The sequence below is a fragment of the Neisseria sp. HMSC075C10 genome, from assembly GCF_001815615.1.
GTDB classification, from domain to species: domain Bacteria; phylum Pseudomonadota; class Gammaproteobacteria; order Burkholderiales; family Neisseriaceae; genus Neisseria; species Neisseria subflava_A.
Window position 1 is genome coordinate 46,603 of the sequence record NZ_KV821269.1, and the last position, 14,775, is coordinate 61,377.

At 50.9% G+C, this 14,775-nt stretch carries 13 protein-coding genes; 7 read left to right on the forward strand and 6 right to left on the reverse strand.

Annotation, left to right across the window (positions count from 1 at the left end):
* Positions 1-20: 20 nt before the first annotated feature.
* The 4 genes from HMPREF3047_RS09095 to HMPREF3047_RS09110 all read right to left on the reverse strand — a co-directional run bounded on the left by HMPREF3047_RS09095 (position 21) and on the right by HMPREF3047_RS09110 (position 2,507).
* The gene (locus HMPREF3047_RS09095) at positions 21-713 is read right to left on the reverse strand and encodes an LrgB family protein (RefSeq protein ID WP_141756572.1); all 693 of its coding nucleotides are present in this window, start codon (positions 711-713) and stop codon (positions 21-23) included.
* Positions 714-718: 5 nt separating this feature from the next.
* Positions 719-1,063 (reverse strand): CidA/LrgA family protein, encoded by a 345-nt coding sequence (locus HMPREF3047_RS09100; protein ID WP_070713557.1) that lies wholly within the window; start codon positions 1,061-1,063, stop codon positions 719-721.
* Between the two features lie 183 nt (positions 1,064-1,246).
* Positions 1,247-1,993 (reverse strand): HesA/MoeB/ThiF family protein, encoded by a 747-nt coding sequence (locus tag HMPREF3047_RS09105; protein WP_210399764.1) that lies wholly within the window; start codon positions 1,991-1,993, stop codon positions 1,247-1,249.
* 49 nt (positions 1,994-2,042) lie between these two features.
* A complete protein-coding gene (locus HMPREF3047_RS09110; RefSeq protein ID WP_070646624.1) occupies positions 2,043-2,507 on the reverse strand; it encodes a cyclic pyranopterin monophosphate synthase MoaC in 465 nt (154 codons plus the stop codon).
* A 187-nt stretch (positions 2,508-2,694) separates the two neighbouring features.
* Here HMPREF3047_RS09110 and ppc point away from each other — a divergent pair, with 187 nt between their 5' ends.
* From ppc to tyrS, 5 genes are all read left to right on the forward strand, one after another.
* A complete protein-coding gene (gene ppc, locus HMPREF3047_RS09115) occupies positions 2,695-5,397 on the forward strand; it encodes a phosphoenolpyruvate carboxylase (protein WP_070713564.1) in 2,703 nt (900 codons plus the stop codon).
* A gap of 353 nt (positions 5,398-5,750) precedes the next feature.
* Complete coding sequence (locus HMPREF3047_RS09120; RefSeq protein ID WP_070713569.1) at positions 5,751-6,140, forward strand: hypothetical protein; 390 nt, start codon at positions 5,751-5,753, stop codon at positions 6,138-6,140.
* Positions 6,141-6,264: 124 nt separating this feature from the next.
* A complete protein-coding gene (gene ychF / locus HMPREF3047_RS09125; protein ID WP_049330669.1) occupies positions 6,265-7,356 on the forward strand; it encodes a redox-regulated ATPase YchF in 1,092 nt (363 codons plus the stop codon).
* A gap of 484 nt (positions 7,357-7,840) precedes the next feature.
* Positions 7,841-9,700, forward strand: coding sequence for an acyltransferase family protein (locus tag HMPREF3047_RS09130; RefSeq protein WP_070713572.1), 1,860 nt, complete (start codon positions 7,841-7,843; stop codon positions 9,698-9,700).
* A 75-nt stretch (positions 9,701-9,775) separates the two neighbouring features.
* A complete protein-coding gene (gene tyrS, locus HMPREF3047_RS09135) occupies positions 9,776-11,071 on the forward strand; it encodes a tyrosine--tRNA ligase (protein ID WP_070713573.1) in 1,296 nt (431 codons plus the stop codon).
* A 176-nt stretch (positions 11,072-11,247) separates the two neighbouring features.
* On the opposite strand, the gene hslO is transcribed toward tyrS, so the two are convergent.
* Positions 11,248-12,144 (reverse strand): Hsp33 family molecular chaperone HslO, encoded by an 897-nt coding sequence (gene hslO, locus HMPREF3047_RS09140; RefSeq protein ID WP_070713577.1) that lies wholly within the window; start codon positions 12,142-12,144, stop codon positions 11,248-11,250.
* A 260-nt stretch (positions 12,145-12,404) separates the two neighbouring features.
* Here hslO and HMPREF3047_RS09145 point away from each other — a divergent pair, with 260 nt between their 5' ends.
* Positions 12,405-13,034: a C40 family peptidase gene (locus HMPREF3047_RS09145; protein WP_070646619.1), complete on the forward strand. Its 630-nt coding sequence runs from the start codon at positions 12,405-12,407 to the stop codon at positions 13,032-13,034.
* An 8-nt stretch (positions 13,035-13,042) separates the two neighbouring features.
* A complete protein-coding gene (locus HMPREF3047_RS09150) occupies positions 13,043-13,264 on the forward strand; it encodes a hypothetical protein (RefSeq protein WP_070713582.1) in 222 nt (73 codons plus the stop codon).
* Positions 13,265-13,342: 78 nt separating this feature from the next.
* On the opposite strand, the gene HMPREF3047_RS09155 is transcribed toward HMPREF3047_RS09150, so the two are convergent.
* A complete protein-coding gene (locus HMPREF3047_RS09155; RefSeq protein WP_070713584.1) occupies positions 13,343-14,743 on the reverse strand; it encodes an L-serine ammonia-lyase in 1,401 nt (466 codons plus the stop codon).
* Positions 14,744-14,775 lie beyond the last annotated feature (32 nt).

Below are 14,775 nucleotides of genomic sequence, written 5' to 3' on the forward strand. Positions count from 1 at the left end.
GTTTTCAGACGGCCTAAACGCTATACGCCCAATAAGGGAATCAAAATAGGCACCAATACCGCCGTCAATACGCCGTTGAGCGTCAAGCCCAAGCCGGCATAGGCGGCCATACGGCGGCCGTATTCCAAAGACGCCGCAATCCCCATCGCATGCGAGGCCGTACCCAAAGACATCCCCACTGAAGAAGGCATATACAACGTCCCTTTCAACACTTTATATCCGGCCATCTGTCCAAAAAGCCCGGCAATAATCACCGTTGCCGCCGTAATCGCCGGAATACCGCCGACCGATGCCGTGATTTCAATCGCAATCGGGTTGGTTACCGATTTGGAAGCCAACGACAAAACCACATCGTGCGAAGCGCCCAGCCATTTGGCAAAATACACGCCCGTAACAATGCCTGTCACGCTGCCCGCCAACTGCGACAGCACCACCGGCAACCACTGGCTGCGGATACGGTCCCAATTTCGATAAAGCGGCACCGCCAGCAACACGACTGCCGGTTTCAGCCAAAAATCAATAAATTGCGAAGCAGAATGGTACAGCTCGTAATCAATGGAAAATACCTTCAAATACCCCATCAACACCAGCGTACTGATCAATACCGGATTACACAGCACATTCCCCGTGCGCGCCCGAATCTGCACCGCCAAAGCATACACGGCCAAAGTCAGGAACAGCATGACCGAGGGCATACGCAACAGCCCGTCTATATTCATCACATCCACCTCCTGACCCACTCATGCACTTTGCCGGTCACCAACAATACGCACACCGTACTGCCGATCGTGGCCGTCAAAATCGAAAACCAGTCGTTTGCAATCACATCCAAATAGCTGATGACGGCCACGCAAGGCGGCACCAAAAACAAAGTCAGGTTCGCCATCAAAATGTCCGCCAGCTCTTCTACCCAAGACAATTTGACCCAGCCGGCCTGCAGCGCGGCAAACAGCAAACCCATGCCGACAATGCTGCCCGGCAGCTTCAACCCCAAAATCCAAACGGCCGCCTCGCCCAAAGTCAGGCAACCCAATACCACCAATAAGGCACGAATAATATTCATTAAGCCGGTTTCTCCCTATCTTTTTCAGACGGCCTCAAAAAATTTATTAATCATTGAATCATATCGTGCCACAGGCCGTCTGAAAAGGGAAGAAACGCCTTCTTTCAAGTTTAATGAAAGATAAGCATGATTGCTCCGGCGGATTGGCTTCGGAGCAGTGAAACCCTTGCCCTGCTTTTGTCTTTAACGGCCGCCGCAAAGCGGACATTCGGGATTGCGTCTCACCCCGTATTGCCGCCATTGTCCGCTCAATGCGTTGTAGGTGGAAAGTTTGCCGTGCGACGGCGTACCGATACCGAGCAGCACTTTAAGCGCTTCGGCGGCTTGGGTCGTTCCGACAACACCGACCAAGGGCGAAAAAACGCCGAACAATGCACAAGCGCCGTCGTCAGCTTGTTCGCCGTCGAACAGGCAGGCATAACAAGGCGTATCGGGAAGGTCGGGGCGGTACACGGCGATTTGTCCGTCAAAGCGGACGGCCGCGGCGGAAACCAAAGGCGTGCGCGCGGCAACGGCGGCGCGGTTGACCGCCTGGCGCGTGGGATAATTGTCGGAACAATCAAGGATGATGTCGGCGGCGTTTGCCAATTCGACAAGCTTGGCCTCATCGAGAAATTCGGCCATGGCGACAATGTGTGTTTGGCTGTTGATCTGTTTCAGACGGCCTTGCATGACCAAAGCCTTGTTTTTGCCGATGTCGGCTTCGGTAAACGTGATTTGGCGTTGAAGGTTCGTCTCGTCGATGGTATCGGCATCGGCAATCGTCAGGCGGCCGATCCCGGCGGCGGCAAGATACGGCAAGGCCGCCGCACCCAGCCCGCCGCAACCGACAACGAGCGCATGGGCGGCCAAGAGTTTTTCTTGGCCTTCGATACCGATTTCATCCAACAGGATATGGCGGCTGAACCGCAAAAGTTGTTGATCGTTCATCATAACAATAAGGCCGTCTGAAACCGAATATTCAGACGGCCTGAGTGGTTTAGAAATTGATATTTTCGTAGGCGTTGTCAAACAGGAAAGGGCGGCCTTCGCTGCTGGTTTCGGATTCGAGGCGGATACCGCTGAGCATCATATTGCGGTCAACGTCTTTCATCATGTCGTAAACGCTCAAGAGTGCCAAATTGAGGCCAGTCAGGGCTTCGGTGGCAATGCTGCCGTTGCTGTGCGCTTGGACGGTCAATGTGGCCTTCAAGCAGGCCAGCTCAACGTTAATATCGAAATCAACCTGCACGCCGATGATGCGGCCGGGCAGGTGCAGCGGAATCAGGTTGCCGCTTTGTTTGATGTTTTGAATGGCGGCAACGCGGGCGATGGTCAGGATACTTGCCTTTTCGGTTGCATTCTCTATCAACACCCGTACCGCCTGCTGGCTCATGTTGATGGTGCCGACGGCGACGGCGGTGTGTTGCTCAGGAAAATCGGGCTGGTTGGGGAATTCGATCATGGGGTTCTCGCCTCTGTTTTGACAGTTAATATTTTACGGCATTTTACAGACACCGGCCACGTGGCGGATACGGACGGCTGTTTTCCGGTTTGAAATGTATCGGACGGCAGCATTGGCAGTTTACAAAAATTTGCTATACAATGGATTCGGGACAAACCCAAATTAACATTTAAATAAGAGAAAAATCATGCAACTGCATATCTTAAACAATCCCAAAGATGCCGCTCTGGCGGCGGATGCGGAATTTTTAAAACAGTCTCTTTTCAATCTGCTGCATGAGGAAGCGTCGCCTTTGGTGGTCGAAACCGTTAAGTTATTATCGACTTCAGACGACAGCGCCGCCTTGATTGAAAAGGTGTTGCCGCAATTGGACGAACAACAAACCCACGATTTAACCTTGGCCTGCGGCCTGTTCGCGCAGATTTTGAACATCGCCGAAGACGTGCACCACGAACGCCGCCGCCAAATCCACGAAGATGCCGGCCACAGCGCAGCAGAAGGCAGCCTGACGGAAACCGTGCGCAAGCTCAAAGCCGGAAAAGTCAACGGCAAAGCGTTGCAACAACAACTGGACAATACAGTCGTTACCGCCGTTTTGACCGCGCACCCGACCGAAGTGCAACGCCAAACCGTCTTGAGCTTCAACCGCCGCATCCGCGCGCTGCTGCCGCAACGCGAACGCTGCACCAATCCTGATGCGCTGGCTCAGTTACGCCGAGAAATCGACACCGTGCTTTTGGGCTTGTGGCAGACCAGCGAAACGCGCCGCCACAAACTCAGCGTCAACGACGAGATCAACAACGGTGTATCCATCTTCCCAATGAGCTTCTTTGAAGCCCTGCCCAAACTCTACCGCACAATGGAACGTGATTTTCAGACGGCCTATCCCGGCGTCCGCGTTCCGAATATCCTTAAAATCGGCGGCTGGATCGGCGGCGACCGCGACGGCAACCCGTTTGTTTCTGCCGAAACCTTGCGTTTTGCGTTCAGACGGCATGCCGACGCAGTGTTCCGTTTCTATCGTGGCGAACTCGACAAACTCTACCGCGAATTGCCGCTCTCCATCCGCCGCGTCAAAGTCAACGACGACGTGATGGCACTGGCCGCCCTCTCACCTGACGAAGAAATCGCCCGCACCGAAGAACCCTACCGCCGCGCCATCGCCTACATCATGGCACGCGCCATGGGCAAGGCACGCTCACTAGGTTTGGGCATGGGCTGCAAATTCGGCTTCCTCGAGCCTTATGCCACGGTCGAAGAGTTCCTCACCGACCTGAAAAAACTGCAACGCTCGCTCCATGAAAACGGCAGCCAACTGCTGGCAGAAGGCCGTCTGTCCGACATTATCCGCAGCGTATCCGTGTTCGGCTTCCACATGATGCCGCTCGACCTGCGCCAACACGCAGGCAAACACGCCGATGTGGTTGCCGAGCTTTTCCAACACGCAGGCTTGGAAGACTACAACAGCCTGAACGAAGAGCAAAAACAAACCGCCCTGTTGCGCGAATTGAGCCATCAACGTCCGCTGTACAGCCCGTTCATCACATACAGCGACCATACCCGCCACGAACTGGCAATTTTCAACGAAGCGCGCAAAATCAAAGACGAATTTGGCGAAGATGCCGTTACACAAAGCATTATTTCCAACTGCGAACAACCCAGCGACCTGCTCGCCTTGGCATTGCTGCTGAAAGAAAGCGGCCTGTTGGTGGTGGAAAACGGCAAACCGCACAGCCGCATCAATATCGTGCCTCTGTTTGAAACCATCGAAGCGCTCGAAAACGCCTGTCCGGTCATGGAAACCATGTTCCGCCTCGACTGGTATGACGCCCTGCTCGAAAGCCGCGGCAATATCCAAGAAATCATGCTCGGCTACTCCGACTCCAACAAAGACGGCGGCTACGTTACCAGCTCATGGTGTCTGTATCAGGCAGAGTTGGGCTTGGTCGAACTCTTCAAAAAATACGATGTCCGCATGCGCCTGTTCCACGGTCGCGGCGGCAGCGTAGGTCGCGGCGGCGGCCCTTCTTACCAAGCCATCTTGGCGCAACCCGCAGGCAGCGTTGCCGGACAAATCCGCATTACCGAGCAAGGCGAAGTCATTACCGCCAAATACGCCGACCCGGGCAATGCCCAACGCAACTTGGAAACCTTGGTTGCCGCGACGTTGGAAGCCAGCATCCTGCCGGATAAAAAAGACCCTGATGCCAAACTGATGCAGGACTTGTCGGACGTATCGTTCAAATACTACCGCGAACTGATTACCCACCCCGACTTCATCGACTACTTCCTGCAAACCAGCCCGATTCAGGAAATTGCCACCCTCAACCTCGGCAGCCGCCCCGCCAGCCGCAAAACCTTGGCGCGGATTCAGGACTTGCGCGCGATTCCGTGGGTATTCTCATGGATGCAAAACCGCCTCATGCTGCCGGCTTGGTACGGTTTCGGCAGCGCAGTGGAAACCTTGTGCGAAGGCAAACCCGAAACGCTCGCTGCCCTGCGCGAACACGCCCAAAGCAACCCATTCTTCCAAGCCATGCTCTCCAATATGGAGCAAGTGATGGCGAAAACCGACATCACTTTGGCGGAAAACTATGCCGGCTTGAGCGAATCACCCGACAAAGCAAAAGTCATCTTCGGCATGATCAAGGAAGAATACCAACGCAGCCGCAAAGCACTGCTCGACCTGTTGCAAACCGAAGAGCTCCTGCGCGACAACCGCAGCCTCGCCCGTTCGCTTGCCTTGAGGATTCCATACCTGAACGCCCTCAATGGCCTGCAAGTCGCCATGCTCAAACGCCTGCGCAAAGAGCCCGATAATCCGCACGCACTGCTGATGGTTCACCTGACCATCAACGGCGTGGCGCAAGGTTTGCGTAATACCGGTTAAGTCAGTACGGAAAAAAGGCCGTCTGAAACAGTTTTTCAGACGGCCTTTAAACTAACTGCGAACCGCGGCAAAGTATTTACCCACAAACTCCATACTGTTTCTCAACCTGCTTGCCACTCTGACCCTATTCATTTAACTTACCCTGTATTTCAGACTATTTGGAGAAATAGCAGATAACCCTCTGCTAAATCAATATGTTCACTTAAGTATGGCAACTGCTTCAGCATGGTGGATGGTCGACCTACTGACATACCTTACTGCGGCACCATCGCATATCGCCGCACAATACGCTTTCAGACAACCCTGAGGCCGTCTGAAAAACAAAAACATCTCACACCAAGGCAACTATCATTATGTTTGACATTGTATTTATCTTGTTATTCGGCAGGCTTCAGCCCCACAAAACACCCGATTCATCCGACACGCCCGTCCCTTTTGGGCATTCGGCGGCAGGCTCGGCTTTAATTTATTTATGCATACGCATAGGGGCAATCATCCTTCATGATTCGATTTCCGGAGCCATTGACAGCCTCCCCCTCATTCTGTTTCAAACAATCTGCATGTTCGGCTGTCTGGTTTTGTATTTTAAAATGTTGCGTACCGCATCCGACCCGAAATACCGTCAGATGATTTATTGGGTACTGGGCATTCTTTTGGGTTTGATCTTAAGCCTCCTGTCCGAAAAATTGTTTTATTTAACGGCTTTATTCATTTACTCATTCTTCGGAAGAACAATAAGCTGAATGCCTGCCCCTCTTTTTTCAGACGGCCTTTTATTATAAGAACACACCAACATTGCGGCTGTTTTGAGTACCTTCACAATATGCTATAATCCGCCGTTAAACTTTTATCTTTTCAGGAAAAACCATGAGCTTAAAATGCGGCATCGTCGGTTTGCCCAACGTCGGCAAATCCACCCTCTTTAACGCGCTGACCCAATCGGGTATCGAAGCGGCAAACTATCCTTTCTGTACCATCGAACCCAACGTCGGCATCGTTGAAGTCCCCGATCCGCGTATGGCCGAATTGGCAAAAATCGTCAATCCGCAAAAAATGCAGCCTGCCATCGTCGAATTTGTCGACATCGCCGGTTTGGTTGCAGGCGCGAGCAAAGGCGAAGGCTTGGGCAACCAGTTCCTCGCCAACATCCGCGAGACTGACGCGATTGTTAACGTTGTACGTTGCTTTGACGATGACAACATCGTCCACGTTGCAGGCAAAGTTGATCCGATTGCCGACATCGAAACCATCGGCACCGAGTTGGCACTGGCTGACTTGGCCAGCGTCGAAAAAGCCATTGTCCGCGAAGAAAAACGCGCCCGCTCAGGCGACAAAGACGCGCAAAAACTGGTCGATCTGTGCAAAAAACTGCTGCCGCATTTGGACGAAGGCAAGCCTGTACGCTCCTTCGGTTTGGACGCAGAAGAACTCGCCATGCTCAAACCGCTGTTCTTGCTGACTGCTAAACCTGCCATGTACGTCGGCAACGTTTCCGAAGACGGTTTTGAAAACAACCCGCACCTCGACCGTCTGAAAGAATTAGCTGCAAAAGAAAACGCACCGGTTGTGGCTGTATGCGCCGCGATGGAAAGCGAAATCGCCGAATTGGAAGACGACGAAAAAGCCGAATTCCTCGCTGAAATGGGCTTGGAAGAACCGGGCCTGAACCGCCTCATTCGTGCCGGCTACGACCTCTTGGGCCTGCAAACCTACTTCACCGCCGGCGTCAAAGAGGTCCGCGCTTGGACCATCCACAAAGGCGACACTGCGCCACAAGCCGCCGGCGTGATTCACACCGACTTTGAACGCGGCTTCATCCGTGCCCAAGTTATCTCCTACGAAGATTTCATCGCTTTAGGCGGCGAAGCCAAAGCCAAAGAAGCCGGTAAAATGCGTGTGGAAGGCAAAGAATACGTCGTACAAGACGGCGATGTGATGCACTTCCTCTTTAACGTATAAACCCAGCGTCCCGCTTTTTCAGACGGCCTTTTCTAAGATTAAGGCCGTCTGAATTTATTTTCAGACGGCCTCATGTCTTGAAATATCAACAAAACAAGACATTATCTCCATAATAAATGCGGGTATAGCCCGTAATTTTTCTTGCTTAAAATCTCTCGTTTCTTACCTACGCCTCACCTAAAAATAACGCAAGGTTACATCATCAATAACAATACCATTGATATGACAATAAACAATTAAACAATACCACATCGTATTGATTCATTATAAAAACAACATATTAAATATTATGTTGAAACTATCAACTGTATCCCTACTCTAATCTATTACTATTCAAACGCATATCATCAGCAATCATTCTAAGAAGGCAAACAAACTGCCCAGTACTGACAAACGATGGCCGACCTCCGAAATGCCCCCACTCTCGGCAGGAGTCACTTTTCAGACGACGCCATTAAAATAAACTAATTAAAATCAAAATATTATGAGCAAAGTTTTATCTTACCGCCCAGATATTGATACATTGCGTGCCGTTGCTGTTCTATCCGTTGTTGTTTTCCATATTGAAAAAAACTGGCTGCCCGGCGGCTTTCTTGGTGTTGATATCTTTTTTGTCATTTCCGGCTTTCTGATCACGATGATTATCCATCGTGAAATGAGCAGCGGGATTTTCTCGTTCAAAAAATTTTACATCCGCCGTATCAAGCGGATACTGCCCGCATTTTTTACCGTATTGACGGTAACGCTGATATGCGGCTTTCTTTTATTCACCAAAGATGATTTCTTCCTTTTATGGAGGACAGCCCTGTCCACCTTGGGGTTCATCTCCAATATCTTTTTTGCAAAGGGTCAGGGCTATTTCGATCCCATACAAGAAGAAAAACCTTTGCTTCACATATGGTCTTTATCGGTCGAAGAACAGTATTATTTCGTCTTCCCGATATTGCTGTTACTGGTTGTCCGCAAAAGCTGGCGCACTCAGTTTGCCTTCCTCATCAGTCTATGCGTATTCAGCATTTTGGCTTCTTTTATGCCGACTGCACTGGATAAATATTACCTTCCTCATCTGCGCGCATGCGAAATGCTGATCGGCTCATTGACGGCCGTGTGGATGCAATACCGGCAACAACAAGGGCTGGATACCGGCAAACAATATGCGGCGGCAGGCGCATTACTTTCCGTATGCGTACTGTTTGCCTGCCTGTTTACCTATACGGAAAAAACCGCCTATTTCCCGGGTCCTGCCGCCATCATTCCTTGTTTGGCCGCCGCCGCATTCATTTATTTCAATCAATTTGAACACCGGCTGAAACAATTTTTCCAATGGAAGATTACCGTCGGCATAGGCTTGATTTCCTATTCGCTGTATCTGTGGCATTGGCCTGTATTGGCTTTTATGAGATACATCGGTGCAAACAATCTGCCTTCGTATTCGACTGCGGCCGCGATTGTCTTAATGTTTGCACTCTCCCTGCTTTCTTATTATTTTGTCGAGAAGCCGTTTAAAAACTGGAAAGGCTCTTTTGCACAATCTGTGACATGGGTTTATGCCGTCCCCATGCTTGTTTTGGCCATTACGCCTTTTCTTGCCATGAAGCTCCCGTTTATGCAGCAATACGACCGTATGGGATTGGCACGTTCCTACACTTCTTGTCACAACAATACCGACAAACAGTGTATTTGGGGCGATACAGACAAACAGCCGGAATTACTGATTCTAGGCGATTCGCATGCCGACCAATATAAAACGTTTTTTGATACCGTCGGCAAAAAAGAAAAATGGTCGGCAACGATGGTTTCTGCGGACAGTTGCGCCTATGTAGAAGATTATGCCGCACCCGTATTCAAGAAAAACGCCTCCTGCCGTGCCGTTTATCAGTATGCCAAAGAGCATCTGCCCCAATACTCAAAAGTGCTTTTGGCCATGCGCTGGGGTAGCCAAATGCCTGAAAACAGCAACTCCCTTGCTTACGATGCCGATTTTTTCAAAAAATTCGACCTCATGTTGCAAAAACTTTCTTCGGAAAAACAAGCGGTTTACCTGATGATAGACAACCCTAATCTGTCATACAACGGCTTGCGCGCCTATATTCTGTCTTACCGCATACCGAGATTTAGTCAAAATCTTGCCATTGATGAAACAGTCACTTCAAAAGGAAATGAACGCATCAAAAATTTGGCAGAAAAATATGCCAATGTGCACATTATCGATGCCACTGCCTATATTCCGGAGAACTTCAAAATCAACGGATTGCCGGTTTATTCCGATAGAGACCACATCAACCCTTACGGCGGCAGAGAACTGGCCAAGCGTTTTTCTGAAAAACATACGCTTCTTCAGTAAGCCATAGCCATTCATCCGATGAAATTTGTTACAATTAGCGGTTTGTAAAACTGCTAATTTTTTTGGAAGATATCAATGAGCGTCATCAAAGACCTACAATCGCGTGGCTTAATCGCGCAAACTACCGACATCGAAGCCTTAGACGCTTTGCTAAACGAACAAAAAATTTCCCTCTATTGCGGTTTTGACCCGACAGCCGACAGCCTGCACATCGGCCACTTGCTACCAGTATTGGCATTGCGCCGTTTCCAACAAGCCGGCCATACGCCGATTGCTTTGGTGGGTGGCGCGACCGGCATGATCGGCGACCCAAGCTTCAAAGCCGCCGAACGCAGCTTGAATTCTGCCGAAACTGTTGCCGGCTGGGTAGAAAGCATCCGCAACCAACTGACCCCTTTCTTAAGCTTTGACGGCGATAACGCCGCCATTATGGCCAACAACGCCGACTGGTTCGGCAGCATGAACTGCCTCGACTTCCTGCGCGACATCGGCAAGCATTTCTCCGTCAATGCCATGCTGAACAAGGAATCCGTCAAACAGCGTATCGAGCGCGACGATGTGGGCATTTCCTTTACCGAATTCGCCTACTCCCTGCTGCAAGGCTACGACTTTGCCGAATTGAACAAACGTCATGGCGCAGTTTTGGAAATCGGCGGTTCCGACCAATGGGGCAACATCACTGCCGGTATCGACTTGACCCGCCGCCTGCACCAAAAACAAGTATTCGGCCTGACCCTGCCTTTGGTAACCAAATCAGACGGCACCAAATTCGGCAAAACCGAAGGCGGCGCGGTATGGTTGAACGCGAAGAAAACTTCTCCGTATCAGTTCTACCAATTCTGGCTGAAAGTGGCCGATGCCGATGTGTATAAATTCCTGAAATACTTTACCTTCCTGTCCATCGAAGAAATCGATGCCATCGAAGCCAAAGACAAAGCCAGCGGCACCAAGCCAGAAGCGCAACGCATCCTCGCCGAAGAAATGACCCGTCTGATTCACGGCGAAGAGGCCCTTGCCGCCGCCCAACGTATTTCAGAAAGCCTGTTTGCCGAAGACCAAAGCCATCTCACCGAAAGCGACTTCGAGCAGCTGGCACTCGACGGCCTGCCGACTTTTGAAGTTTCCGAGAGCCTCAACGTGGTTGAGACTTTGGTAAAAACCGGTTTGGCGTCTTCCAACAAAGAAGCGCGCGGTTTTGTTAACAGCAAAGCGGTTTTGCTCAACGGCAAACCTGCTGAAGCCAACAATCCGAACCATGCCGCTGAAAAACCTGACGATGCCTACATGCTTACCGACGAACACAAACGTTTCGGCAAATACACCATCGTCCGCCGCGGCAAACGCAACCACGCTTTGTTGGTTTGGAAATAATCTTTAAACATTAAACGCATCGTTTAAAACAATCATGCCGTCTGAAATCAGCCCACGCTTTTTTTCAGACGGCATTTTATATTGATGATATTCAGTTTTCCCAAAAAGAAAGAGCAGGTTTTACACCTGCCCTTCTATTAAATAATCCAATTTTTTAAGCAACTTTTATCGCGCGATTACTGCAAACGCTCATTTTCTTGACGGACGGCATTCACCACATCCGCGCCAAACAAAGCGTTGACATCGGTTTCATCAAACACATACTTGGTATGGCAGAAATCGCAATCGATTTGAATGCTGCCTTGTTCCGCCACTACGCCGCCGACTTCCTGACCGCCAAGCATCAACAGCATATCGCTGACTTTGCCACGGGAGCAGGTGCAGGCAAATTCAATAGCCTCCGGTTCAAAAACGCGGGGCGGGGTTTCATGGTAAAGGCGGTAAAGGGCGTGATGAGCGTCCAAACCGGTCAATTCTTGCGGAGTAAGCGTTTGCGCAAGCGTGGTCACATGCTCCCAAGCGGCATCATCCAATTCTTCTTCCGGCAGACGTTGCAGCAATAATGCACCTGCTGCTTGGTCGTCGGCGGCAAGCGTAATATAGGTATCAAGCTGCTCGGAACGTTTCATATAGTTGACCAGCATTTGCGCAATGCTGTCGCCTTCCAGCAGCACAACACCTTGCCAAGGGTCGGCATCTTTAGGCTGATGAGTCAAAACGAACACGCTGTTTTCGCCCAACAGCGCAGTCAGGCTTTCGTCATCACGGATTTCAGCGTTTTCGTCCCAACGCGCGGTAGCACGGACAGTATTTTCAGAAGTCGCTTCCACCACCAACATTTTCAGACGGCCCTGACCTTGAACTTGAACAATCAGCGTGCCTTCGTTTTTAAGGTTGGCAGACAATAAAGAACCGGCGGCCAACAATTCGCCCAATGCGCGACGGATGGCGACAGGATAATGTTTTTGGTTGACGATGTGGTGCCAAACCTTTTCGAGGCGGATGTGCATGCCGCGGATAGGCATATCGTCGAAGATAAAGCGTGTACGGATATCGCTGTGATTTTGTGTCATGTCAGTCTCTGAAAATAAATCAATGAATGCCGCTTATATGGTTGCAGCGGCGGATAAATCAAGCGAAACCGCATTTAATGTTTTTCTAGTTTGTTTGGAAACAAGGGTTTAACGCAAAATAACAGCAGTTTTTTTGCCAAAAAGACGGTTTTTGAATACAATCAAGCAGATAACAAGAGAATGATACGGGATAACATCTCAGAAACCGGCAATGTGCCTGCAATCGGCAGGGAATGCCTTCTGAAACGGAAGTTTTTATAATGAATTTTTTACTCCGGCTCGCAGCAGTTTGGACTTCGGTCGCCATGCTCGCGAGCGTCAATTTTTCTTACGCCGATGATTTGGAAAACCTGATTACCACCCGTCAGCATGTTTTAAACCAATTCAACGACAACGCCAACGTTTACGGCAATACGCGTCAGGCAACCCCTGTCCACCCCGTCAATACACGCCCCGCTCCAAGCAACAATACGCGCGCACCTTCAGGTAATTCAGACGAATTGATCGGCAGCGCCATGGGCTTGCTCGGCGTAGCCTACCGCTACGGCGGCACATCAGCCTCTACCGGCTTTGACTGCAGCGGCTTCATGCAACACATCTTTAAACGCGCCATGGGCGTAAACCTGCCGCGCACCTCTGCCGAACAGGCGCAAATGGGCGTTGCCGTGAACCGTTCCGAGTTGCAGCCGGGCGACATGGTCTTTTTCCGCACCATGGGTCGCGGCCGTATTTCCCACGTCGGCCTTTACATCGGCAACAACAATTTCATTCACGCACCGAGAACGGGCAAACGTATCGAAATTACCAGCCTCGGCCACAAATATTGGAACGGAAAATACGCCTTTGCCCGTCGCGTGAAGAAAAACGACCCATCCCGTTTCTTGAATTGAGGTGTACGATGGCGATGCCGCAAATGCCCAAATGGTATGACGACGACGGTCAGATTGTTTCCTGCACCGAAAAGGTCAAAGTCATGACCGAAAACTTAAACGAACTGTACCAAATAGCGCAGGACGCATTTGAAGACGCGCTGCTGATGGGTTGTTCCGAAAAACAGTTGCGCGAATACTTCCACGACTTAATAGCCGGACTGGAAAACCCTTATCAAAAAAACGGTTAGTTATTCGATCCATACAAAAAAGGCCGTCTGAAAGTTTCTCAGACGGCCTTTTTTATTGGGCATATCCCCTCCCTATTGCTAACATTCCACCACGCGCACGGATACCGGTATGGCTTTTTTCTGCAAGGTGATAGCCAGGCCGGCGAGTGAGGTTTCTTTGTAGGTTGCCTTCATATCGCGGCCGGTTTGCAGCATGGTTTGAATCACTTCATCGAGTGAGACTTTTTTGTCTGTGCCGTCTTCCAAAAGCGCGAGGGTAGCAAGCTTGAGGGCTTTTTCGGCGGCAATGCCGTTGCGCTCGATACAAGGGATTTGCACCAAACCGCCGACAGGGTCGCAGGTCAGGCCCAAGTGATGTTCCATAGCCATTTCGGCGGCGTTTTCCACTTGTTTCGGTGTACCGCCGATGACTTCGGCGTATGCGCCTGCCGCCATGGAACATGCCACGCCGACTTCGCCTTGGCAGCCGACATCCGCGCCGGAAATTGACGCATTGGTTTTATACAAAATACCGATGGCACCGGCAGTCAGCAGGAAGTCTTCGACACGTGATTGGTTGGCGTGCGGATTAAATTTACGGAAATAGTGCAAGACGGCAGGAATGATGCCTGCCGCGCCGTTGGTGGGTGCGGTGACGACGCGGCCGCCAGCGGCGTTTTCTTCATTGACCGCCATGGCGTACACCATCGGCCAAAGTTGGGTATTGACGATTTCGCTCTCGCGCAGGACTTTGAGTTTGGCTGCCAACTGCGGCGCGCGGCGGCGGACGTTCAAGCCGCCCGGTAACTGCCCTTCCGCACCCAAGCCGCGCTTGATGCAGTTTTCCATCACATCGGCTACGGCGGCCACTCGGCGGCGCACTTCCGCCTCATCACAACCTGCCAACGCCGCTTCATTGGCCAACACAACTTCGGAAATATTCAACTGGTTCAGACGGCATTGTGCCAGCAACTCGTCGCAGTTTTTGTATGGATACGGCACATCGCCATTTTCCTGCGCCTCTTGTGCAAATCCTTCGTCTGTTACGATAAAACCGCCGCCGACCGAATAATAAATCTGCTCTTTCAGCTTCAAGCCGTCTGAATGGTAGGCGATAAAGTTCAAACCGTTCGGATGTTTGGGCAACACTTTGTCGCCGCGGATATCCAAATCTTTTTCAGGATTGAAGGCCATTTCACGGTCGTTGAGTTTTAAAACGTGCTGCGTGCGGATGCGTTCCAAGCGTTGGGGGATGTCTGCAAGCGGAATATCGTGCGGCAGGCTGCCTTCCAAACCAAGCAATAATGCATCGAATGTACCGTGTCCGATACCGGTCAAAGCAAGCGATCCGTACACTTCAATGACAATGCGTGCCACTTGTGTATCCAAGTTTTCGGCATGCAGCAAATCGGCAAAAGCGGCCGCGGCCTTCATCGGGCCGACGGTGTGCGAGCTGGACGGGCCGATGCCGATTTTGAAAATATCAAAGATGCTGATCATAACTTTCCTATTATTGTGTGTGCGGGCTGTGT

What these genes read in the sequence shown, in the direction of transcription:
- HMPREF3047_RS09100 (WP_070713557.1), bottom strand. Translation starts at nt 1,063, where the DNA reads ATGAATATTATTCGTGCCTTATTGGTGGTATTGGGTTGCCTGACTTTG.
- HMPREF3047_RS09105 (WP_210399764.1), bottom strand. Translation starts at nt 1,993, where the DNA reads ATGAACGATCAACAACTTTTGCGGTTCAGCCGCCATATCCTGTTGGAT.
- HMPREF3047_RS09110 (WP_070646624.1), bottom strand. Translation starts at nt 2,507, where the DNA reads ATGATCGAATTCCCCAACCAGCCCGATTTTCCTGAGCAACACACCGCC.
- ppc (WP_070713564.1), top strand. Translation starts at nt 2,695, where the DNA reads ATGCAACTGCATATCTTAAACAATCCCAAAGATGCCGCTCTGGCGGCG.
- HMPREF3047_RS09120 (WP_070713569.1), top strand. Translation starts at nt 5,751, where the DNA reads ATGTTTGACATTGTATTTATCTTGTTATTCGGCAGGCTTCAGCCCCAC.
- ychF (WP_049330669.1), top strand. Translation starts at nt 6,265, where the DNA reads ATGAGCTTAAAATGCGGCATCGTCGGTTTGCCCAACGTCGGCAAATCC.
- HMPREF3047_RS09130 (WP_070713572.1), top strand. Translation starts at nt 7,841, where the DNA reads ATGAGCAAAGTTTTATCTTACCGCCCAGATATTGATACATTGCGTGCC.
- tyrS (WP_070713573.1), top strand. Translation starts at nt 9,776, where the DNA reads ATGAGCGTCATCAAAGACCTACAATCGCGTGGCTTAATCGCGCAAACT.
- hslO (WP_070713577.1), bottom strand. Translation starts at nt 12,144, where the DNA reads ATGACACAAAATCACAGCGATATCCGTACACGCTTTATCTTCGACGAT.
- HMPREF3047_RS09145 (WP_070646619.1), top strand. Translation starts at nt 12,405, where the DNA reads ATGAATTTTTTACTCCGGCTCGCAGCAGTTTGGACTTCGGTCGCCATG.
- HMPREF3047_RS09150 (WP_070713582.1), top strand. Translation starts at nt 13,043, where the DNA reads ATGGCGATGCCGCAAATGCCCAAATGGTATGACGACGACGGTCAGATT.
- HMPREF3047_RS09155 (WP_070713584.1), bottom strand. Translation starts at nt 14,743, where the DNA reads ATGATCAGCATCTTTGATATTTTCAAAATCGGCATCGGCCCGTCCAGC.